Consider the following 20000-nt stretch of genomic DNA (forward strand, 5'->3'; position numbering starts at 1 on the left):
CCGGCCTCGTTCCTTTTCTCAGGGACGAGGCCGGGGCTGGCTTACAGAGCAGAGGGTCTTATGCGCGGGGCTGACGCTCGGCCCACTCGCCGAGGCTCACGCGCGGACCCGTGAAGAACGGGGTGTCCTCGCGCACGTAGAGGCGCGCCTCGGTGTAGCGCTGGGCGTGCATGACGCCCTCGAGGCGGTCCAGGGTGTCGGCCTCGAACGCGAGCACCCACTCGTAGTCGGAGAAGCCGAAGGCCGACAGGGTCGAGCCCTTGACGTCCGGGTACTGAGCGAAGCCGTTGCGGCCGTGTTCGGCCATGATGCGGGCGCGCTCTTCGGGGGCCTTCAGGTACCAGTCGTAGGAGCGCACGAAGGGGTAGACCATCGCCCAGTCGCGGGGTGCGACGCCGCCGAAGCAGGCGGGGATGTGACGCTTATTGAACTCGGCGGGGGTGTGCAGGCCCATGCAGGACCACACCGGGTCCAGGAACTTGCCCAGCGCCGACGCACGCAGGCGGTGGTAGGCGTCCTGGAGGACCTCCGGGTCGTCGTCGAGCCACCACACCATCAGGTCCGCCTCGGCGCGGAAGCCGGAGACGTCGTAGAAGCCGCGGATTTCCGCGCCCGCACCCTTCACGTAGTCCAGGGATTCGGCGACGATGCGGCCGCGCTCGCCATCGTCGGCGGGCAGGGACTCACCGAGCGCGAACACGGAGTAGAGGGCGTAGTGCTGCTTGTTGTTGACCTCGTCGAAGTCGACGTCCGTCGCGTCGCGCGGGTCAGTGACGCGGGCGTGAGCGGCGTGCGAGTGGGGCGTCGCCTCGGTGCCTGCGTGGCGGGCCTGGTGGCGCGCGGCGTGCTCACCGACGCGGTCCGGCACTCCTGCGGGATGTCCCGGGTTTTCCGGGTTCTGCTCGGGCGGCACGACGGCGTGGGGATGCGGGGTAGACATGGAGTCCTCCTGGGTTGGGGCTAATTGACCGGCGGCTCGGGCGTGCGCGCCGGAAGAATGAGGGGTGGGTGCGACGTCGGGATGCCCACCAGCGCCGGAGGGCGAGGCATGGCCGGGGCGCGCCGGGGAGAGGCAGCAGTCGCTCGGGCAGACGGTATGGAAGGGGCCGGTGCCCGTCACGGTGACGCGCGCGGGGTTCTCGCCTCGTGCCTGGGCAGCGCGCTCTTCGAGCACGTCGACCAGGGAGGACACGAAGCCCGGGTCGGTCGAGACGGTGTCGGCGCGCTCGTAGGGGATCCCCAGGCGCGCGGCGGTTTCCTTCGCCTCGGTGTCGAGGTCGTAGACGACCTCCATGTGGTCGCAGATGAACCCGATCGGGACGACGACGGCGCCGGTCAGCGGCGTTGTGTCGCCCGCGATTTCCTCGAGGAAATCGTTGATATCGGGCTCGAGCCAGCGGGCCTGCGGGGGGCCGGACCGCGAGCAATACACGAGGTCGTAGCCCAGATCCGCGCGCCCAAGGACGCGCCGCAGCTCCGGCATGATCGCTTGGATAAGGGCGTGATGCTGGGCAACGTAGCTGATTTCGGTTGCAGGCGTCCCCGCCGGCGACGAGGCCTCGCTCCCCTGCTGCTCGGTGCGACCGCCCGAGGCCGCCACGGCCTCGTCGAATGTCGAGCGGAACGGGAAGGGCGAGGATCCCGCCTCCATGCTCACGGGGATGGAGTGGGTGACGAAGATCAGGCGGATCCCGTCCGCGTCGACACCGCGTGCCGCGAGGGCCTCCCACGCGCGCCGGACGGATGTGATCTGCGCGCTCGCCATGCCGGGGGTCGAGTAGTAGGGACGGACCTTGTCCAGGATGATGTCGGCGTCGGGATTATCGGCGCTGTCTTCAGCCCCCAGTACGATCGTCCCCCATTTGTCGCGCAGGGCCTCCGCGGCCTCGGCGAGGTCTTCGCGGTACTGGCGGCATCCCGAGTACGAGGCGTAGGCGGAGGTGGGCAGGACGAGGATGCGCCGGGCACCCGCCTGGGCGAGCTCGTCGAGGCCTTCGGAAACAAAGGGATGCCAGTTGCGATTTCCCCACCCGACGGGAATGTCGTGCCCGCGCCTGCCAAGTTCCGCGGACAGGTCGGCGATCAGGCGCTGGTTGCAAGCATTGATGGGCGAGACTCCGCCGAAGCGCTTGTAGTGCGCGGCGACCTGGAGCAGACGCTCATCCGGGATTCCGCGACCGCGCGTCGCGTTGCGCATGAACGGCAGGACGTCGTCCGGGCCGTTCGGGCCACCGTAGGACAGCAGCATGATCGCGTCGTAGGTATCCATACCTGGCACTTTCAGTCCTCCTTCAGGCCTCGAGCAGACAGTCTAGGGCTGCTTCCCTCCCCCATGCAGCGACAGATTGTCAGAAAAACTCTTAAATTCAGCGATTTCTCTTGCACACGCAGCGCCGCCTTGCACCCATAAGTTAACACTGTTAACCTTACGTGCGACACAAAGTTAACAGCGTTAACCGATGGGAGAATCACCGTGTCACATCCACATGCTCCGGGCCTGGACGCCCGGGGAATCCGCAAGAGCTACGGCACTCACGAGGTCCTGCGCGGGGTCGACCTGCGCGTCGAACCCGGTCAGGTCCTCGGCCTACTCGGACGGAACGGAGCGGGCAAGTCCACGCTCATCACGATCCTGTGCGGACTGCGCCGCGCCGACTCGGGGACCGCATCCATCTGCGGCCACCGCACCGCATCCGCCGAGGCCGCGCGGTTAATCGGATACGCACCCCAGGAGCTGGGCATCTACCCCGACCTGAGCGTCGCCCAGAATCTGGCGGCCTTCGGCGAACTGCACGGACTCGGCCGACGCGAGGCCACCTCCCGCGCGGGCGAGGTCATGGACCTCCTCGGCCTCACAGAGAAACGAGGCCAGCGCGCCTCACACCTATCGGGCGGACAGCAGCGCAGGCTCCACGCGGGCATGGCGATTATGCACCGCCCGCGCCTGGTGTTCATGGACGAGCCGACCGTCGGCGCGGACGTGGAGGCGCGCAGCCAGATCCTGCGCGCAGTCCGCCAGCTCGCCGACGACGGAGCGGCCGTCGTCTACACCTCGCACTACCTCGCCGAGTTCGAGGAGCTTGGCTCCGACATCGCGATCCTGAACGAGGGACGCATCGTCGCGAGCGGCACGCTCGAAGAGATCGTCTCTCACCACGCGCGCGCCGAGGTCACGCTCGAGTTCGATCGCCCCATCCCCTCGATCAACGGGTGGAGCGCCGACGACAGGCGCCTCCAACTCATCGGGGACGAGGCCGACCCAGGTTCGCGGATCGGCGAAGCCTTGGCCTCGCCCGCCCTCGAAGGCGCACGCCTGACGGACGTGCGCATCATGCAGGCGAGCCTGCACAACGCGTACCTGCAGATCATCAAGGAGAGTGACCATGTCGCGGCTTAAGCAACTCGGGGCAATGACCCGCCTGAACATCCGCCTGCAGCTCACCGACCCGGCACCCACCCTCATCCTGACGGTCATCCCCCTCGTCTTGATTCCCTTCATGATGCCGGCGTTCAAGTCGATGCTCCTGGCCGACGGCTACACAGGCGTCACCGGTGCCGAGCAGGCAGTGCCGTCAATCGCGATCCTCTTCTCGTTCCTGGCCGTGCAGAACATCATCAGCTCGTTCTTCAACGAGCGTTCGTGGGGCACGTGGGAGCGCCTCGAGGCCTCCCCAACCTCGCGCGCATCCATCCTGACGGGTAAGGCGCTGGTCGCCTTCCTCATGCAGACCGTCCAGATCGCAGTTGTCCTCGCGCTCGGCGCCCTCATCTTCGGGTACCGGCCGACCGGATCTCTCGTCGCGCTCGCTGCGGTCCTTCTCAGTTTCTCCGCGGTCCTGTCGGCGCTCGGAGTCGCGCTCGCGCTGTGGTCACGCAGCCGCGACGCAGCCCTGTCGCTGTCGAACATTATCGGTATGCTGGCGGCGGGCATCGGCGGGTCTTTCTCCACGGTCTCTTCGTTCCCGGATTGGGCGCAGCACGCCGCGCGCCTGTCCCCCGCATACTGGGCGATCACGGCGATTCACGAGGTGAGCCTGGACGGAGCAAGCCTGTCGGACGTCGGGACACGGATCGGTGTCCTGTGGGGTTTCTTCGCCGTGATCGCGGGGCTGGCACTGGTACAGTTCCGTTATCACAGGGAGTAATAGCCACCGAAGCGGAGAGTCCATGCCGTCGTCACGCCAGCGCGCACTATCGCGAGACATCATCTTGTCGACCGCGCTCGATCTGGTGGACGAGGAGGGGCTCTCCGCTTTGTCTCTGCGGTCCTTGGGAAAGCGCCTCGGCGTCTCCCAGGCCGCTTTTTATCGCCATTTCCCCGACAAGGCGGCACTCCTGGAGGGTATCGCCGAGCAGGTCTGGCGCCTCACGTTCGAGGCCTTCCTGGGCCGCGTGAACGCAGGAGGGGACGACGCGGAATCGACGACCGCACCCGAGGCGAGTGAGACGACCGAGGACACCCCGGCCTCGCCCCTGCTGACCTATATGCGCACCTACGCGCACTGCCTGGCCTCCACGCTGCGCTCCCACCCGGGCGCAGTCATGCTGCTGCTCACGCACCCAATGTCGACGCCCGAGCAGCTCTCGCTACTGGCGCGCGTGTTCGTGACGCTCGCACGGCGCGGTTTCACGCCGAACGCGGACATGCTGGGGCTGGTCAATGCGGTGTCGATCTACACGACGGCGTTCGTCGCCGCCGAGGTCGTCCCGCCCGTGGGTGGCTCCCCCGAGCAGCCGGTCGACCTGTCGGCCGCGAGCGCCGCGCTCGACCCCGAGGACGCGCAGGCGCTGCGCCCGCTCATCGAGGATCTCCTGGACGGCCGATACGACTTTAACGCACAGTTTGAGCGGGGCCTGGAGGCGATCCTGCGCGGCTGGGCCTAGCTGATCAGTTTTTCTACCTCGCGCACGATGCGCTTGGTGCCTCCCAGCAAGGACAGTTCCTCGCGTAGCCCTCGGATTCCCGAGGTCAGGGCCGCTTCATCGACGAGGCGGCGGGCGGCGCACGCAATGAGCACTGGCCGGGAAGCGCGCACGGTCAGGCCGCAGCGCGCGTTTTCCACGGCCTCGGCGTTGAATTGCCGCTCAAAGACGCGCCCCGGAACGATCACCTGGGGGACTTCATAAGACAGGGCGTCCATCATCGAGTTTTGCCCGCCGTGGTGCACGAAGACGCAGGCGCGTGGCAGGAGCTCGGCGACATCGAAGCGGGGCGCACAGTACACCGTGTAACCACCTGAGACCTGGGTGGCCTCGGGCACGCCCGCGACGTACACGTCGCATCCGAGGGCCTCGGCGAGCTCTCGCCCGGCGCGCACGGCGACGCCCGCGGGGACGCTTCCCGCGCCGAGGTAGACGAGGGCACAGTCGCGATTCTTCGCTGTCAGGGCGGGTGGCTCGTCGAGGAACCCGCAGTAGACGGCCCGCTCCCCTGGGCGCGGTTCCAGGGTCGGGCAGCTCGGGATGAAGCGGCGCCGCATCCCCTCAAGGACCGTCAGGGACGAGGCCGGGGCGGGCATTCCCATGTCGCGCAGCAGGCGTCGAATTCCTGCGGATTTACGAGGGTTGGAGGCGTAGGCGGCGGTCGTCGGCTGCGAGGCACTGCCCACGCACGGGATTCCCTCGGCGCGGGCAGCGATGACGGCAGCGAGGCTGAATTCGGAGTAGACGACGTCGGGGCGCGCGGTGCGCATGTGGGCGCGAAGCGTATCGACGGCCGCGCGCGTGTAGCGCTCGTCGAGAGCGCCGGTGAGCCAGAGGACCTCCTCGAAGCTATGCACGGGCTTGCGGCCCATGAGCCCGAGGCGCGAGGCCAGGGGGAAGGTGTGGCGGGCAATGGCCTCGGGAAGGCCGAGGGGTGAGGGCACCGGGATCTCGAGCGTCGAAGCGATAGGATCGGCGCAGTTGCCGTCATCTCCACACGCGAGCGTGACCTCGTGGCCGCCATCCTGGAAGGCGCGGGCAACGCGTTGTGCGCGCGACCACGGCCCACCCATCCGCGAGCGGGCAAGCATGGGAACGACGAGAACCTTCACGTGTCAAGGGTACGCCGCTCACAACACGGCGCAGACACTCACAGAGCGCCATAACCCCGCCCGGCCTCGTGTCACCTGACAAACGAGGCCGGGGCGACGTCCGCGCAGATCACCGCGAAAACGACGAAGACCTTCACAAGCCCAGGTCAGATTGCTCAGGAGCACTACAAAACCTTGACCGGTAAACTGGCTCTGGTCACGGTCAGAACCCACGCGAGGAGGCACCCATGGACCGGCGAGATCGCATCCGAGGAGCAATGATCGGCTGCGCCGCAGGAGACGCACTGGGTTACCCGGTCGAAAGACTCTCAGAGACCGCGATAGCCGAACGCTACGGGCTCCGCGGAATCACCGACTACGACTTGGACGAGAACGGAACCGCGCGTATCACCGCAGACACACAACTCATGCTGCTCAGCGCAAATGGGATCCTCTTCGCTCACACGCGAGGAGCCCTGCGCGGGATCATGGCCCCTGTGTACCAGTATTTCGACGCTTTCTACTTTGACTGGTACCGGGTGCAGACAACCGAACGTGCATCCCGAAGTCGGGTGGGATGGATCAGCGCCTACCCTTCGTCGTCCGCACAGCGCGCTCTTTCTCCCACCTCCATGAAGGTCTTTAGTTCCGATAAGTTCGGCTCAATGGATGAGCCCGTCAATGATTCCAAAGGCTCCGGATGCCTGCTGAGGGCCGTTCCCATTGGCCTGTCCTACTCCGACGACCCCGCCTATATTCTCGACCTGGCGGCAAACACGGCTGCCCTCACACACGGCCACAAACTTGCTTGGATATCGTCGGGGGCACTAGCCCTCATCATCTCACTCATCATTCACCAGGAGCTCTCCATCACCGAGGCCGTCAACCAAACACTGAAGGCTCTGGAGGAGACCTTCCCCGATTCCCGCACCACGGTCGTGTACGAGTTGTTGCGGAGCATCCGCCCGGCGGTGTCGCTCGCTTCCTCAGCCTCAAGTGACCTGGACGCCATCCATTCCCTCGGCGAGGGGTGGGTCGCCGAGGAGGCTTTAGCGATCGGCCTCCTCTGCGCACTGCGCCACGAAAACGACATTGCAGGAGCGATGACTTTCGCTGCCAACCACGGAGGCAACTCCAACACAACTGCGGCGATCGCAGGCATGTTGGTGGGAGCACGTATTGGCTTCAGCGCGATCCCCGACAGGTTCGTTGACAGGCTCGAGCTCGTCGATGTCATCCTCGAGCTCGCCGACGACGTCACCACAGACTGTCCAATGTCCGATTGGGGCCCGAGTAATCCAGTGTGGGAACACAAGTACACCTACTGCGACTACGCGTATTGGCGCAGGCGCACCCCGGAGGCCGAGGAAGACAAGGAAGGCGAGGCCAAGCAGACTGACTAGTCCAGCGACCCTGTGGAGCTACAACTCCAGCCTCATGTGCACGAGCTCCTGGTAGCCAGCGGCCGCAGACCGGTAGCCTCGGGGGTTGCGCCCATACTCCTCGAACCCCGCGCGCCGGTAGAGGGACACCGCGCGTTGATTGTCAGCCACTACCTCGAGCTCGAGTTGGGCATAGCCCGCCCGGCGCGCACAGTCGATACTCGCCTCCATGAGCACTCGGCCGATCCCCAGCCCCCAATGTTCTTTGAGGATGCTGATCCCAAAGCGCGCCCGGTGCACCACCTTGCGCCTGCTGCCCACCGCCGTGACTCCTGCGCTCCCCACGATCCGTCCATCAAGGACGGCGACGAGCTCAACCTCATTGTCACTGCGCTCCATTTCCGCCAGCGAGCGAGCCTCCTGTTCATCATCGGTTCCTTGCTCATCCGGGTAGGACAGCAGGTAGTCGGTCTCCGCATGCGTGCGCTGCATGACGTCACGCAGCGCACGGGCATCCGACGCGACGGCATTCCGCACGAGGAGTTCCACCCCACCCTGTAACAGCACCGTTTCGGCGTGCCTCATCGTCGGCCTCCTCGTCTCCCTAGCCGCACGGTTCTTGACAACAGTGTGAACGCCCCGCAGCATACTGTCAGCTTGAAATAGCTACACGCTCCAGACCTCAGCCCTCCCAATGACCGGGCAGCGCTGACGGCAATCATCAGGCAGAGACAGGACCGTTCAGGCAGCTTTACCCACTAGGGCCAACACCATTGCACATTGACACCAGAGCGACATAGAATACATTGTATTCACCACCGGGAGGTCACCATGCCCACCATGACCATGCGCCTCGACGAAACGGACGCCGAGGTCGTGCGCAAGTACGCCGAATTTGAAGGAAAAACAATCTCTGACTTCGTTCGAGATGCCGTCTTCGAGAAGATCGAGGACCAGCAGGACCTCGCAACTCTGCGCGAGGCGATCGCTGCAGACAACGGCGTTCGCTACACCCACGAGCAGGTACTCGCGCAGCTGGGCCTGTGAATGTCCTATCACGTCGAGTACAGCGACACAGCCCTCAAGCAACTGAAGAAGATGGACCGATTCGACGCGCGACTCATTACGTCATGGATCGGCAAAAACCTCGAGGGCTGCTCGGACCCCCGCATCCACGGCAAAGGACTGACCGCCAACCGATCAGGCGAGTGGCGCTACCGCATCGGCAACTACCGCGCCCTGTGCATCATCGAGGATGACCGCCTCATCATCGAAGTCTTTTCCGTCGGACACCGCCGACACATCTTCCAGTGATATCACTGGCAAGGCCCCGGCACGCGATCGACTCTGTGCGCTTCACGCGAGCTCGCCCCGGCCTCGTTCATAGTCCCAGGCACGAGAACGTCGACTAAATCGCGTCGCCGCCATATCCTGGGTGGAGGGCCTCAACGACGTGTGCCCTATCGACAAAGAGGGAGATTCGCAATGAGTGGCATCGACTGGGAGGCTGCGGCAAACCACTGGATCGCGCAGGAGAGCGCAGAGACGCGCATGCCCGCGGCTGACTTGGTCACGGAGATCGAGGCCTTCCTGGCCAGGCACAAGATCTGCACGCTGGCGACCGCCGGGAACGGTATCGTGCGCAACACGACGGTCGAATATCTCTACGCCGAAGGGGCGTTCTGGATCATCAGCGAGGGCGGCCAAAAGTTCCGCACCCTGCAGGCCAACAAGAACGTGTGCCTGGCGATCCATGACGACGACATTTCTTTCGCGACGCTGGCGGGCTTGCAGGTCACGGGCACCGCCGAGGTTGTGGAGCCTTTCGGTGCCGACTACGCCCACGCCTGCAAGCTGCGGGGTCTCCCCATGGAGCGCCTGCGCGCCATGCCCTTCGTCATGAACATCATCAAGGTGACCCCCACGCGCTTCGACTACGTCAACGGCACGCTGAAAGAGCGAGGCTATTCCCCGCGCCAGCACATCGACTTCTGAGGAAGCGGCTAGAGTCCGGTGGCGCGGACAACCCACACGCCCGACCTGGGGCTCCCCTGCCGTTCGAGCGCGCCTTCTTCTTTGAGCTGAGCGACCGTGCGCTCAGCGCTCCGCTTCGAGCACCCGAGATGTTGCGCGAGGTGAGCGACGGTGGAACGCGGGTTGTCGCTGAGGAAAGCGAGCGCGCGGGTTCGAACCACTTCCTGCGGGTTTGACGGCTTCGCATACGGAAGAATCGATTCACGAATCGCCTCGAGCATGAACTCCACAAAACTCTCACACGAACCGGTCGCACCCGAGCGGGCCAAGGCCTCGTAATAGTCTGCCTGCCGCCTCCTGATAGCGGACTCAACGGGCAGCCACGCCAACTCCGAACGCCACCTGGACAGGAGCAGCGTCTGCCAGAGACGTCCCGTCCGCCCATTCCCATCAGAGAAGGGATGACAGAACTCGAACTCGAAGTGGAAGACACACGAAGCGAGCAGCGGGTGCATACGCGTCGTACGCAGCCACTCGAAGAGGCCTCCCATGACCTCGGGGACGTAGGCGGCTGGAGTCCCCGCATGGATGAGGGTATCTCCGTTGAACACGCCGACATTGCCCGACCGAAAGCGCCCAGCATCGGGGACGAGGCCACCCATCATCACGCGGTGAACGCGCAGCAAATCCTCCAACAAATGAGGATCGAGTTCAGGAATTAGGTCGTAGGCGGCGCGCGCGTTTTCGACTTCGAGGATGTCGCGCCGGTCTCCGAGAACCCGCTTGCCGTCGATAATCGCGCTCACCGCGCGTTCGTCTAGTTTGTTCCCTTCGATGACGAGCGAGGAGTAGATCGTCTGGATCCGCAGCTCCCGACGCAGCATCGGGCTGGTCGACAAGGGGGCTTGAGGCGACAGCATGCCGACGAGTTCAGCGATCTCCATGCACAGCGCATCGATCGCGTCAGTGCGTTCAAATGACGGTTCGTAGGCCATGACCACCTCCTATTACCGCCACAATTATACCGGCTCTTCCGAGTTGAGTGTGGGTGACCGGGTGTTGGTCGGGGGTTGCGGGTAGAGGTCGAGGTCCTTGATGATGAGCGGACTTCTACCCCCGCTGTCGTCAAGGACCTCGACAATGTCTCACCCTACCTGCTGCTGCTCTGTGTCGCTTGATCGTTGTGATCGGTGTGATCTGCTCGTCGACTTAGAGGGCTTCCATCTGATGAGTGCGGTTCGCACCCCAGATGCTCTGGTGCTCGATGTTGAGTCGTGCAACCAGCTGGCGGGGTGCCCAGATTGTGGGGTGATCGCTCAAGGTCATGGGCGTGTGGTGGTGGAGGTGATCGACGCGCCCTGGGCCGGGGTCCCGGTGCGGATCCGGTGGCATAAGCGACGCTGGATATGCCGCGAACACACCTGCCAGATCACGACTTTCACTGAGCAGAACCACTCGGTGTGTGCTCCCAGGGCGCGCCTGGGTGTTCGGGCGATCCGCTGGGCGATCCGACAGTTGCGCTTCGAGGGAGCCACTATCTCGGGGCTGGCCCGCCAGTTAGGAACCACGTGGAATACCGTGTGGTCCCATATCAAGCCGTGTCTGCAAGCCGCATCTGATGACCCCGCCCGTTTCTCAGGGGTGCGGGTGCTGGGGGTTGACGAGCACGTGTGGCACCACCAGGACCGACGCCGACGAGGGCCCCGTGAGCTCACCGGCATCGTGGACCTGACGCGAGGGGAGGATCATCCCACGGCCCGCTTGTTGGATCTGGTCCCGGGAAGGTCTGGCACCGTGTACAAGAACTGGCTGGCCGAGCGCGGCGAAGACTTCCGCTCCGGTATCCAGATCGCGACGCTGGATCCCTTCCAGGGATATAAGAACGCCATTGATGACCAGCTCCAAGACGCCACCAGCGTGCTCGATGCCTTTCACATCGTCAAGCTCGCCGGTGACGCTCTCGATGAGGTGCGTCGTCGCGTCCAGCAAGACACGACCGGTCACCGCGGGCGCAAGGGTGATCCTCTCTATCAGATCCGCAATCTTTTGCGCGCCTCGCGTGATCGGCTCACGAAGCGTCAACAAGAACGACTCCGTGAGGCCTTCACGGCAGATGAGGCGCATATCAGTGTCGAAGTCGCCTACCACTGCGCCCAGCAAGTCCGAGACGTCTTCCATCAAGACACCCCCGCCCAAGGCCGACGCCTGGCCGCTCGTCTCGTCGAGCGCCTACCAACGTGTCCCATCCCCGAAATCGCTCGCCTAGGTCGGACCCTACGCAAGTGGAAGGACGCCTTCTTGGCCTACTTCGACACAGCCGGAGCCAGCAACGGCCCAACCGAAGCCATCAACGGAATCATCGAACTAGGCAGACGCACCGCCAGAGGCTACCGCAACCCCACCAACTACCATCTCCGAATGCTCCTCATCGCGGGAGGCCTAGATGCCTCCAACCACACTCAACTCTGAAGAGCCATTATACCGCCACTGGCGGTAATCGCGTGGCACTAAAGGGCAGATGACCCACACAACGGCAGGAGGCCTCGTCCATTGACGAGGCCTCCTCGAAGTTAGCTCTTCACGCTCGTTGCCTTCGGATACGGGATCACCTCGAGATGCCCGGAGACGAGCTCGCCCAGGAACACCTGCTTGACCGAGGAATAGCCCAATTTCTTGAGTTCCTCCTTGATCCACGCTTTATCTTTGCCGGCGAGAAGGAGACCGTCGGGCACGAGCTGACCGTCGGTCACGAGCGGCAGGAGCGAGCGACTACTCCCGTCACCGCGCACACGAATCGTCAACGACCCATTAGTTTCCATGATCGCCGCAACAACATCGCCCATACTGGCAATCTTCTGCTCACGCAGGCTCCGACTGAGTCCCTCCGCGGTCATTCCCACCTTCGCACAGCGGGCAATATCCACTTCACCATCACGAACGATCAGCTCGGGCTGACAGGCCGCAAGCTTCTTAAAGGCTTTACTGCTATCGATCAGGATTTTCGTCGCGATAACAACGAGTGACCAAATCAAAATAATGATCAGAAACTGGAGCACCGTCACCGACGAGTTATAGATAACGCCGCCGATAATGCCACCCAGCACGTAGTTCTGCACCTGATTGAGAGGCGTATTCAGTGAGAAGTCGCGCTTTCCCAGGATGTTGATCTGGAGCAGCATCGTGAGGATACCGAGCGCGAACTTGATAGCCGTCAGCGTGTAGAAGTCCATGTCAGTGCTCCCCATTCACGTAGACGCCATGGTCGATGATGTGCGTGCGCTCAAGAGTGAAGGAATTGCTGTCATTATTGAGGTGGACGGTGTAGTCCTCCTCGTTAAAGCGCACGATCATCCCGTCCTGCAGGGACGTCTTATTCACCATGACATCACGCGCCTGGACACCGTGATCGACGGCGACACCCTCCATGAAGCCCACGAGCAGCTGCGCCTGCGACTGCTGATCGCTGACCTTCAGGTATTGCTCGGTCTGGATTCCCAGCAGGACGAGCGAAAACACGAGGAGCCCAATGCCCGCGTCACGCCAGCGAGTTTTCACCCGGTTATGCATATACAGGGCACTAAACGCGAGAGCCACAACGAGCAAGACAATGATCGCAGCTAGACGCCGTGTCGCATCCAAACTCTGGTGCGACAGAATGTAGTCGAGGGTATAGAAGTTCATGCGCTATCCATATTTTTGCAGGTCACTCAAACAGGGTCACACTAGCACCGCAGCCAACGCAGACAGCGCAGCACTCACAGCGGACACACGAAGCAGCAGCACTGGGGGCGCGACGGCCTCGCCCATTGACGAGGCCTTGGCTGGGAGCGCGTGAAACGCTCAGTTGGTCCCGTGAAACGCCCAGGCGCGGCCGCGCGCGCCCCGCGCGATGTAGCTGACGCCCGCCAGGGTCAGGGCGAGGCCGAGGCCCGTGTAGAAGAAGGCGATGAACCAGTCGGGGAAGAGTCCTGCGGCGCGCATGCCGATACCAAACGACATCATGATCGCCATCATCATGTAGCTCTTGCGATCGAAGAAGCGGACGACGTGGTGGCGCTCCCCCTCCAGGTCGGCGATGCGCTGGGCGTTCTTCTTGACAAGCTTGCTGAACATGGGGTGGAAGGCACAGAAGATGGCGACGGCACCGCCCGCGAGCGCAACGAGGACGAGCGCGGCAAGGCCGCGCACGTCGATGGCCGCGCGCACGCCCAGGATTGCGACGTTCAGGCCGGCGAGCAGCCATACGATACCGGCGACGGCGATCAGGGGCTGTTTCTTGATGCTGAATCGACTCATTACTTTGTTTCCTTTTCGTCTGTGGAATCGTCGTACAGGGCGGCGTCGAGGAGGGCGAACAGCGTCTCGCACTCGCTGCCATCCATGAGCGAAGCGAAAATACTGCGCAGCACGTAGCGACACAGGGCCTCGGCGTTCATGGGGCCGACGAGCCGGGAACGATCCACGGCCTCGTCCGCGTCGAGAACACGCGCGAGTCCGCCCTCGATGTGGGCGAGCATGGGGGCGCGCACAGCCTCGAGGGCTTCCTGTTCTGCGCTGGGTAGGCGACGCATCTCGGCGAACCAGTCGACGCTCATGTCAGCGCGCGCGGCGCACAGGGCCTCGCGGAATCGCTGCACGTAGGAGGTGAAGCGTTCGCCGGGGCGCACGGCGCACAGCTCGTCGGAGAGGTTGGCCTCGAAGAAGCGCGTGAGCACGGCGGCCGTCAGGTCCGCCTTGGTCGGGAAGTAGCCGTAGACCGAGCCGACCGCAATGCCGCACGCGGTGGCGACCTTGCGAACGGAGAGCGCGGAGATGCCGTCGCGCGACGCGATGGCGTAAGCCTGGCTGACCAGCTTCTCCGGGTCGATCACTTGTTTGGGCACGGCTTCCTCCTGTCCTACTACCTGCAACAATCCATAATGAACAGTGTTCAGTATAGGCCTGAGCAAGCCCGCGTCAATCGCAGAACCAAGGGATCACAACACTCCCGACGCCAACTCGTCACATGTCACACGCCTACACACAACCGCCGCCAGGCATGCCTTCCCGGGATGACTATAGGCTGACAGTCAGAGGAGTCCGCGCAGGTCAGCTACAGCATTGCCGTTCCAGCGCACTCCCCTGATGAGAACGAAGGAGCTCACATGGACCTCATCACCCTGAACAACGGCGTCACTATTCCCCAGGTCGGCCTCGGCACCTACCTGCTGGAGCCGGACGATGCCCAGTCGGCGGTCACCTACGCGCTCGACAACGGCTACACGCTGATCGACACGGCGAACGTCTACGTGAACGAGCGCGCCGTCGGGCGCGGAATGCGCGCGTCCTCAAAGGCGCGCAAGGAGGTTTTCCTCGAGACGAAGCTCTGGCCGTCGTTCTTCGAACACCCCACCGCCGTCGACGAGACGCTCGAGCGCCTGGGTACGGACTACATCGACCTGATGATCCTGCACCAGCCCGCCGGCGACACGGTCGCGGGTTACCGCATCCTCGAGAAGGCGCATAAGGAAGGCAAGATTCGCGCGATCGGCCTGTCGAACTTCGACGTGGCCCAGACGCAGCGCATCCTCGACGAGTGCGAGGTTGTCCCCGCGATCAACCAGGTCGAGTGCCACCCCTACTTCCCACAGACGGAACTCAAGGAACTCCTCAAGGGGCACGACATCGCGCTGCAGGCGTGGTACCCGCTGGGCGGGCGCGGCAACGACTCGATCATGAGCGAGTCCCTCGTCCAGGAACTCGCCGAGAAGCACGGCAAGTCCCCCGCCCAGGTGCTGCTACGCTGGCATATCCAGCAGGGACACATCGTGATCCCGGGCTCGAAGACACCGTCGCACATCGCTCAGAACATCGACCTGTTCGACTTTACGCTGACCGACGAGGACATGGCCCAGATCGATTCCCTCGACAAGGGGAAGCCGTTCTTCGAGCACACCGACGAGGCCCTGGCGGGCTTCCTGGCATACGTGCCCGACGTGGAGGGCCAGAAGTAGTCACATTCCCTGCGCACCCACGCGCGGCGCAGGATTGCGTCGCTTGATCCCCTAGCGGACTACGCTCACACAACGAGGCCTACCCCGATTGGCAGGGTAGGCCTCGTTAGCAGGCTCGTCCCTGGCGTTTTTCGTGCAATGTGCCCGCTGATGCCTCCACATCGACTCGATAGCGCCACTGCAGCGAGCGCTCAGGACGTCTAACCCGCCATCACCGCCGAGGCCACCCCATCGGCCAGGGTTCCGTACACCACGACGCAGTGCCCGAAGAACATATCGTCGTCATCGAAGTAGGCGGAGAATGAGCCGTCCGGATCCATCGCGATACTAGTGAGTTCGATCCGCTGCGCGAAGCTCTCTTCGGTGATCTCGGGGACCTCCTCGTCGGCTGACTCACGCCATTCACACGCAAGCTGTGTGAGCTCCCGCGCGGCGAACGCCCGCATGTCGCGATCCCACCGGTCTTGATCGGTCATCATCTGCTTCATGGCGGCCACGGCAGCAGTCCAGGTGTCTTCGCTGGACGAATCAACCTCCAGAGAGATGTCGATGTCCTCACCCCGCCACGAGATGCCTCCCTCGAACATGTCGAGGTCCTTGTCGAGGGAGAGCTCGCCCAGCTCCTCGTCGTTGAGGACTACCGGCCTGCGGTATTCGGCCAGCACCTCTTCCAAGGCGGGGCACGGGGCATCTTCTTCCAGGACCTCAACGATCAGGAATTGGTTCTGCGAGGAGGCGGTCACGCCCTCGGGAATCTTGTGCGGAATCCTCTTGCGCGCCTTGAGGCGGTACACCGCCTCCCGACGGAAGCGATCGAGGATTCCTCCGGCATCGCTTTCCTCGTCGCTGACGGGATAGACTATCCGGCCGTCACCCGTGTGCAGTGCACCGGTCTGGCAGTCCACATACGCAATGAAGTAGTGCGAGACGTCCCAGAATCCGTTCATCTTGCCGGCCCCGCTACCGCCGGCGAGCAGGACGAGGATCTCCTTGGCCTCTTCCTCGAAGGTGCGTTCCCATTCAGCCTGCGTCATGTCGTTTTGTGAGCGCATGTATTCGAGCAGATCCACGTGCCATCCTCCTTGATCAATGGCCTCCGCTTCGCTACGACGAACCCTACCCCACGCGAGGCATCATGAACGCCATCAAGACCACCGAAGCGAGCAATCGCAGCCGAATGGATGGCGCATACGTCATCCTGAGAAAACGCGAAAGCGTTCACTTCGCGAGCTCTTCAAACACGTCCGCGTAGGCATCCATGAAGTCAACAGCGACATCGACAGCACTCTCAGACTGCTGCGCCGGTTGAATGACTACCCACGGCCTGTTGTTCTTGAGGATCGTGACAGGCTTCCCCGTCCTATTCACCTCTGCTGTCACTCGCGAAAAATTGTTCTTCGCCTCGGCAAGCCCCATCGTCAGTGTCGACATACTACCCCTTTCAGTCTTAGCCATAATTATGGCCAGAATTCGACCTCAGATCAAGGCCGATGCCGCAGCCGTCTATGCGCGCTGGGGAATTAGCCTCTCGACGCAATCAACATGTTCCTCGCGAAGTCGATCGAAGTCGGAGGCCTCCCCTTCGACATGCGACCCAAGACTCCCACGTTCGATGGTCTCGAGCGCTACGCCTATCGCCCCACGATGGACTCAAACGGCGTTGCACAGCAGGTGTGAGACCTCCAAACCGCCTGAAGATTTGTCGGGGCAGGGCGGGGTAGAGCGGTCATTGCAAACCCTCCCCTAACCTCTATAGCGTGAACAGTTGGATTACTTCTTTAACGAGTTTCGCTGTTCTCGCTGTGATTGCTGCTTCGTCCCAATCGTTTCTTGAAGCAATATCGGAGTTGATATTCAAGCCGTTGAGGTAGCCAACAGAGTTGCCATCTTTATCCTTCCTGAGCTTCTTTTCCTGGAAGGAAAGATTGCTCAAGGTTGAGTTGTAACCAGTCAAAGTTAGGTTGCCGAGCTCATGGACATGATCGTTCTGAATCTGGGCGGCGAGCGCCTTGTCTCCACCGGCAATCATGGTGACCCAAGCGTCAGGTAGGTTCTTCCCCTGGGGAAGAACGTGTTCGATAGTCCAAACGTATGTACCAGAAGGAACGCGCTCCCAAAGGCCCTTCATCTCCTTGGTAACCGACGGCGTAGCCAAGCTCGTCAAAATGAACCTAGCCGTGTCAGGATTGGATTCATAAAGCGGGCCAGCAAGCATCTCAGCAAATCGATTATCGTCTGCCGAGACCGCCAGAAGCTTGGCGCGCACGAACTGCACGAGATCGTCACCAGTTTTCTTTTCATCTTCGATGCCCTCAACGATGTTGATGAAGATCCTGGTAAGGTCGCGCGTTGGAGGAGCGTCGGTAAGGTTACGCCTTACGAAGAACTTGACCAAAAGATCATTTACCTGGACCAGATGCTGATCCGTGAGCGAAAGGCTGTCCGCTCTCCGCATCAAGTGGAGCAGGAGCACATACGAGGGAACGCCCTGAATCCTTGAAAGGTTCATAAGCGACTCTTCCAAGTCGCCAGAGATGCCATCCGTGTCCACAAGCGCGATCTTCGTGTACTCCTCCGCGTTCTTGAGCAACCAATCGAGCATGCCGGCTGCATCGTTCTTAATCTGCTTCTCGTAGATGTGGAGGAGGTTTGACCTGGTTGCTACGGCTCCGAGAGGGTACTGAGCGGTTCCGGTGATGAACGGCTTGTTCACCTCTCGCCTGAACGCAGCGTATGCCTGTCTGAAGAAGCGCTCCTGAGTCTTGTAGTCCTCTCCAAGCAGGGAGAGCATGCGCTGCCACTGGTTGAAGTGGTCGTCCAGGTCCTCCTCGGTTGCGTCCTTAAAGCTGGAGAGCAGGGTGTTCTTAATGAGGTCAACCGCGCTCAAGGCCTGGCCCCTATTGTTAAGGGACTCGAACAGGGTATAGGCCTCGGATGCGTTGGAAACGCTGATCTGGACTATCACTGCGGAAAGCACTTTGTCGAGGAAGTTGCTGAAGGCCTCGTAGGCGTTGTTCGGGTGGGTTCTCTCAGGCGCTTCGACCATGGCCTCTAGTCGGGACTCGAAGTATGCGTATGCCTTATAGATCTTCCTGTTGCCTGCGTACTTGGGCCTCTTGTCCTTAATTTGATTGGAGACCCGCTCTCCCATGAGAGCCCTGTAGTCTTGGAGGTTCTGGCCTTGGACCTGGGGAACCACGCGCGTCTGCCCCTTGGACTTCTTCATGATGAGGCGGTTCTTGAGGTTGATGAGTTCGACGTTGACCTCATCTTCGTCCTCCTCGGCATCATCTTTGTGCTTGCTGAGCTGGTCGTACAGTGCAGCAAGCAGCAAACTGACGGTGGTGAGCCTCTGCTGGCCGTCGATAAGCTCGCATTGGGTCACGCCCTTTTCCGCATTGTAGCCATGGTCGATGACGATGATAGAGCCGAGGAAATAACCCTTGTCATTGTCGGAAATGTCGTCGAAGAGGTTCTCCCAGTCGCGCTTGGCCCAGGTGTACTCGCGCTGGTAGCGAGGCACATTAAACATGAGGGGTGAGTCCGTAGAGAATAGCTCGCCGATAGTCGGTTTGATTACGTCGTTGATCAACGAGATCACTCCAATTGGCCTGGTCTGGTTTTGTGGACCAGGTGTGTTGAGGGTTGTTGGTTGTTATTGGTGGTGTTGTGCCCATTGGCGTGCGTATTGGTTGGGTGAGAGCCAGCCCAGCGCGCTGTGGGGGTACTCTTCATTGTAGCGGCGCGACCAGGCGCTGATCAGGGCGCGCGCGTGATCGAGGTCCTCGAACATGTTGTCCTCGAGGAGTTCGTCGCGCATGCGGTTGTGCAAGGACTCCACGAATCCGTTATGCCACGGCTGGCCCGGGGGTATGAATGCTTGGAGCGTGTCGTGCTCGCTGTCCCAGCGTCCCACGCCTGCGGCGATGAATTCGAGCCCGTTATCGGCGCGCAGCACCTGGGGTGCCCCATGGGTTAGGACAGCCAGGTCAAGCATTTCGATCACGTCGACGGCTCCCATGCGCCGCTCAACGCGCAAAGCCAGGTGCTGGCGCGTGAACTCATCAACGACGATACAGACCTTCAAGACACGCCCCTTCCAGTCCGAGTCGAACTGGAAATCAATGGCCCACACCTGCCCAGGAGCGCTAGCCCTGGCAGGTGCTGTAGGTGCGGCGCGGTGCGGGGCTTGTGGGCTTTGCGCGGACACCCGCGCAAGACGCTGAGAAAACCCCTGGCCGATCAGGCGGCTTTGCCGTGAGTCGCATACGAAACGAAACTCAGCGGCACGTTGCAGCACTTAAAAGCGCAGGTCAAAGCCCTATCTTCCTACTCCCACTCGATGGTGGCCGGGGGCTTGGAGGTCACGTCGAGGACGACGCGGTTGACCTCGGGCACCGAGTTGGTGATGCGCGTGGAGATGCGGGCCAGGACGTCGTAGGGCAGGCGCGTCCAGTCGGCCGTCATCGCATCCTCGGAGGACACGGGGCGCAGCACGATCGGGTGGCCGTAGGTGCGGCCATCACCCTGGACGCCCACGGAACGAACGTCGGCGAGCAGGACGACCGGGCACTGCCAGATCTCCTGATCCATACCTGCAGTTGCGTAGTGCGGACAAAACACGCAAACCCTCTGCA

The 20000-nt window shown here is 62.5% G+C and carries 22 protein-coding genes and 1 pseudogene; 10 read left to right on the forward strand and 13 right to left on the reverse strand.

Annotated features, from left to right (window positions below; genetic code table 11):
- Nucleotides 1-58: 58 nt before the first annotated feature.
- Nucleotides 59-2269, reverse strand: a complete 2211-nt coding sequence (gene hemQ / locus HMPREF1478_RS07510) for a hydrogen peroxide-dependent heme synthase (protein WP_051113425.1) — start codon at nt 2267-2269, stop codon at nt 59-61.
- A 204-nt stretch (nt 2270-2473) separates the two neighbouring features.
- Between hemQ and HMPREF1478_RS07515 the strand changes: the two genes are divergently transcribed.
- From HMPREF1478_RS07515 to HMPREF1478_RS07525, 3 genes are read left to right on the forward strand one after another with little or no spacing between them, the layout of a single operon-like run.
- Nucleotides 2474-3397, forward strand: coding sequence for an ABC transporter ATP-binding protein (locus tag HMPREF1478_RS07515; RefSeq protein ID WP_016461487.1), 924 nt, complete (start codon nt 2474-2476; stop codon nt 3395-3397).
- Entirely contained in the window at nt 3384-4145 is a 762-nt protein-coding gene (locus HMPREF1478_RS07520) for an ABC transporter permease (RefSeq protein WP_016461488.1), read from the forward strand. The genes HMPREF1478_RS07515 and HMPREF1478_RS07520 overlap by 14 nt, the downstream gene beginning before the upstream one ends.
- Nucleotides 4146-4167: 22 nt before the next feature.
- Nucleotides 4168-4884, forward strand: coding sequence for a TetR/AcrR family transcriptional regulator (locus tag HMPREF1478_RS07525; protein WP_016461489.1), 717 nt, complete (start codon nt 4168-4170; stop codon nt 4882-4884).
- Here HMPREF1478_RS07525 and HMPREF1478_RS07530 read toward each other — a convergent pair.
- Nucleotides 4881-6014 (reverse strand): glycosyltransferase, encoded by a 1134-nt coding sequence (locus HMPREF1478_RS07530; protein WP_034475494.1) that lies wholly within the window; start codon nt 6012-6014, stop codon nt 4881-4883. The genes HMPREF1478_RS07525 and HMPREF1478_RS07530 overlap by 4 nt on opposite strands.
- Before the next feature lie 248 nt (nt 6015-6262).
- Here HMPREF1478_RS07530 and HMPREF1478_RS07535 point away from each other — a divergent pair, with 248 nt between their 5' ends.
- A complete protein-coding gene (locus HMPREF1478_RS07535) occupies nt 6263-7417 on the forward strand; it encodes an ADP-ribosylglycohydrolase family protein (RefSeq protein ID WP_016461491.1) in 1155 nt (384 codons plus the stop codon).
- An 18-nt stretch (nt 7418-7435) separates the two neighbouring features.
- On the opposite strand, the gene HMPREF1478_RS07540 is transcribed toward HMPREF1478_RS07535, so the two are convergent.
- Nucleotides 7436-7981: a GNAT family N-acetyltransferase gene (locus HMPREF1478_RS07540; RefSeq protein WP_016461492.1), complete on the reverse strand. Its 546-nt coding sequence runs from the start codon at nt 7979-7981 to the stop codon at nt 7436-7438.
- Between the two features lie 246 nt (nt 7982-8227).
- Here HMPREF1478_RS07540 and relB point away from each other — a divergent pair, with 246 nt between their 5' ends.
- From relB to HMPREF1478_RS07555, 3 genes are all read left to right on the forward strand, one after another.
- On the forward strand, nt 8228-8443 hold the full coding sequence (gene relB, locus HMPREF1478_RS07545) for a type II toxin-antitoxin system RelB family antitoxin (protein ID WP_007589967.1): 216 nt from the start codon (nt 8228-8230) through the stop codon (nt 8441-8443).
- Nucleotides 8444-8710 (forward strand): type II toxin-antitoxin system RelE family toxin, encoded by a 267-nt coding sequence (locus tag HMPREF1478_RS07550; RefSeq protein ID WP_016461493.1) that lies wholly within the window; start codon nt 8444-8446, stop codon nt 8708-8710.
- A gap of 171 nt (nt 8711-8881) precedes the next feature.
- Nucleotides 8882-9391, forward strand: coding sequence for a pyridoxamine 5'-phosphate oxidase family protein (locus HMPREF1478_RS07555; RefSeq protein WP_016461494.1), 510 nt, complete (start codon nt 8882-8884; stop codon nt 9389-9391).
- Between the two features lie 8 nt (nt 9392-9399).
- Here HMPREF1478_RS07555 and HMPREF1478_RS07560 read toward each other — a convergent pair whose 3' ends face one another.
- Nucleotides 9400-10365, reverse strand: coding sequence for a Fic family protein (locus HMPREF1478_RS07560; protein ID WP_016461495.1), 966 nt, complete (start codon nt 10363-10365; stop codon nt 9400-9402).
- Nucleotides 10366-10510: 145 nt separating this feature from the next.
- On the opposite strand from HMPREF1478_RS07560, the gene HMPREF1478_RS07565 reads away from it, so the two are divergent.
- Entirely contained in the window at nt 10511-11839 is a 1329-nt protein-coding gene (locus HMPREF1478_RS07565; RefSeq protein ID WP_016461496.1) for an ISL3 family transposase, read from the forward strand.
- 101 nt (nt 11840-11940) lie between these two features.
- On the opposite strand, the gene HMPREF1478_RS07570 is transcribed toward HMPREF1478_RS07565, so the two are convergent.
- From HMPREF1478_RS07570 to HMPREF1478_RS07585, 4 genes are all read right to left on the reverse strand, one after another.
- On the reverse strand, nt 11941-12600 hold the full coding sequence (locus HMPREF1478_RS07570; RefSeq protein WP_016461497.1) for a DUF421 domain-containing protein: 660 nt from the start codon (nt 12598-12600) through the stop codon (nt 11941-11943).
- A gap of 1 nt (nt 12601) precedes the next feature.
- The gene (locus tag HMPREF1478_RS07575; protein ID WP_016461498.1) at nt 12602-13051 is read right to left on the reverse strand and encodes a DUF3290 domain-containing protein; all 450 of its coding nucleotides are present in this window, start codon (nt 13049-13051) and stop codon (nt 12602-12604) included.
- A 159-nt stretch (nt 13052-13210) separates the two neighbouring features.
- Nucleotides 13211-13666 carry a hypothetical protein gene (locus tag HMPREF1478_RS07580; protein WP_016461500.1) on the reverse strand — a complete coding sequence of 152 codons (456 nt, stop codon included), beginning with the start codon at nt 13664-13666 and terminating at the stop codon, nt 13211-13213.
- Nucleotides 13666-14253 (reverse strand): TetR/AcrR family transcriptional regulator, encoded by a 588-nt coding sequence (locus HMPREF1478_RS07585; protein WP_016461501.1) that lies wholly within the window; start codon nt 14251-14253, stop codon nt 13666-13668. Before HMPREF1478_RS07585 ends, HMPREF1478_RS07580 begins: the two co-directional genes overlap by 1 nt.
- Nucleotides 14254-14514: 261 nt before the next feature.
- On the opposite strand from HMPREF1478_RS07585, the gene HMPREF1478_RS07590 reads away from it, so the two are divergent.
- Nucleotides 14515-15363, forward strand: a complete 849-nt coding sequence (locus HMPREF1478_RS07590; RefSeq protein WP_016461502.1) for an aldo/keto reductase — start codon at nt 14515-14517, stop codon at nt 15361-15363.
- 200 nt (nt 15364-15563) lie between these two features.
- On the opposite strand, the gene HMPREF1478_RS07595 is transcribed toward HMPREF1478_RS07590, so the two are convergent.
- Nucleotides 15564-16433 (reverse strand): DUF2262 domain-containing protein, encoded by an 870-nt coding sequence (locus HMPREF1478_RS07595; RefSeq protein ID WP_016461503.1) that lies wholly within the window; start codon nt 16431-16433, stop codon nt 15564-15566.
- A 148-nt stretch (nt 16434-16581) separates the two neighbouring features.
- A complete protein-coding gene (locus HMPREF1478_RS07600) occupies nt 16582-16794 on the reverse strand; it encodes a type II toxin-antitoxin system Phd/YefM family antitoxin (protein ID WP_003793591.1) in 213 nt (70 codons plus the stop codon).
- A 111-nt stretch (nt 16795-16905) separates the two neighbouring features.
- Here HMPREF1478_RS07600 and HMPREF1478_RS10945 point away from each other — a divergent pair, with 111 nt between their 5' ends.
- Nucleotides 16906-17040, forward strand: a complete 135-nt coding sequence (locus HMPREF1478_RS10945) for a hypothetical protein (RefSeq protein WP_016461505.1) — start codon at nt 16906-16908, stop codon at nt 17038-17040.
- A gap of 73 nt (nt 17041-17113) precedes the next feature.
- On the opposite strand, the gene HMPREF1478_RS07610 is transcribed toward HMPREF1478_RS10945, so the two are convergent.
- The 3 genes and pseudogenes from HMPREF1478_RS07610 to HMPREF1478_RS07620 form a co-directional block, all read right to left on the reverse strand.
- Nucleotides 17114-18955, reverse strand: coding sequence for a DUF262 domain-containing protein (locus HMPREF1478_RS07610; RefSeq protein ID WP_083326506.1), 1842 nt, complete (start codon nt 18953-18955; stop codon nt 17114-17116).
- A 63-nt stretch (nt 18956-19018) separates the two neighbouring features.
- Nucleotides 19019-19663, reverse strand: coding sequence for an integrase core domain-containing protein (locus tag HMPREF1478_RS07615; protein WP_048676698.1), 645 nt, complete (start codon nt 19661-19663; stop codon nt 19019-19021).
- Between the two features lie 29 nt (nt 19664-19692).
- Nucleotides 19693-19962, reverse strand: a pseudogene (locus HMPREF1478_RS07620) (GMP synthase (glutamine-hydrolyzing)); the annotation flags it as partial.
- Nucleotides 19963-20000 lie beyond the last annotated feature (38 nt).

Source organism: Actinomyces sp. HPA0247 (assembly GCA_000411415.1).
In the GTDB taxonomy this organism is placed as follows: Bacteria; Actinomycetota; Actinomycetes; order Actinomycetales; family Actinomycetaceae; genus Pauljensenia.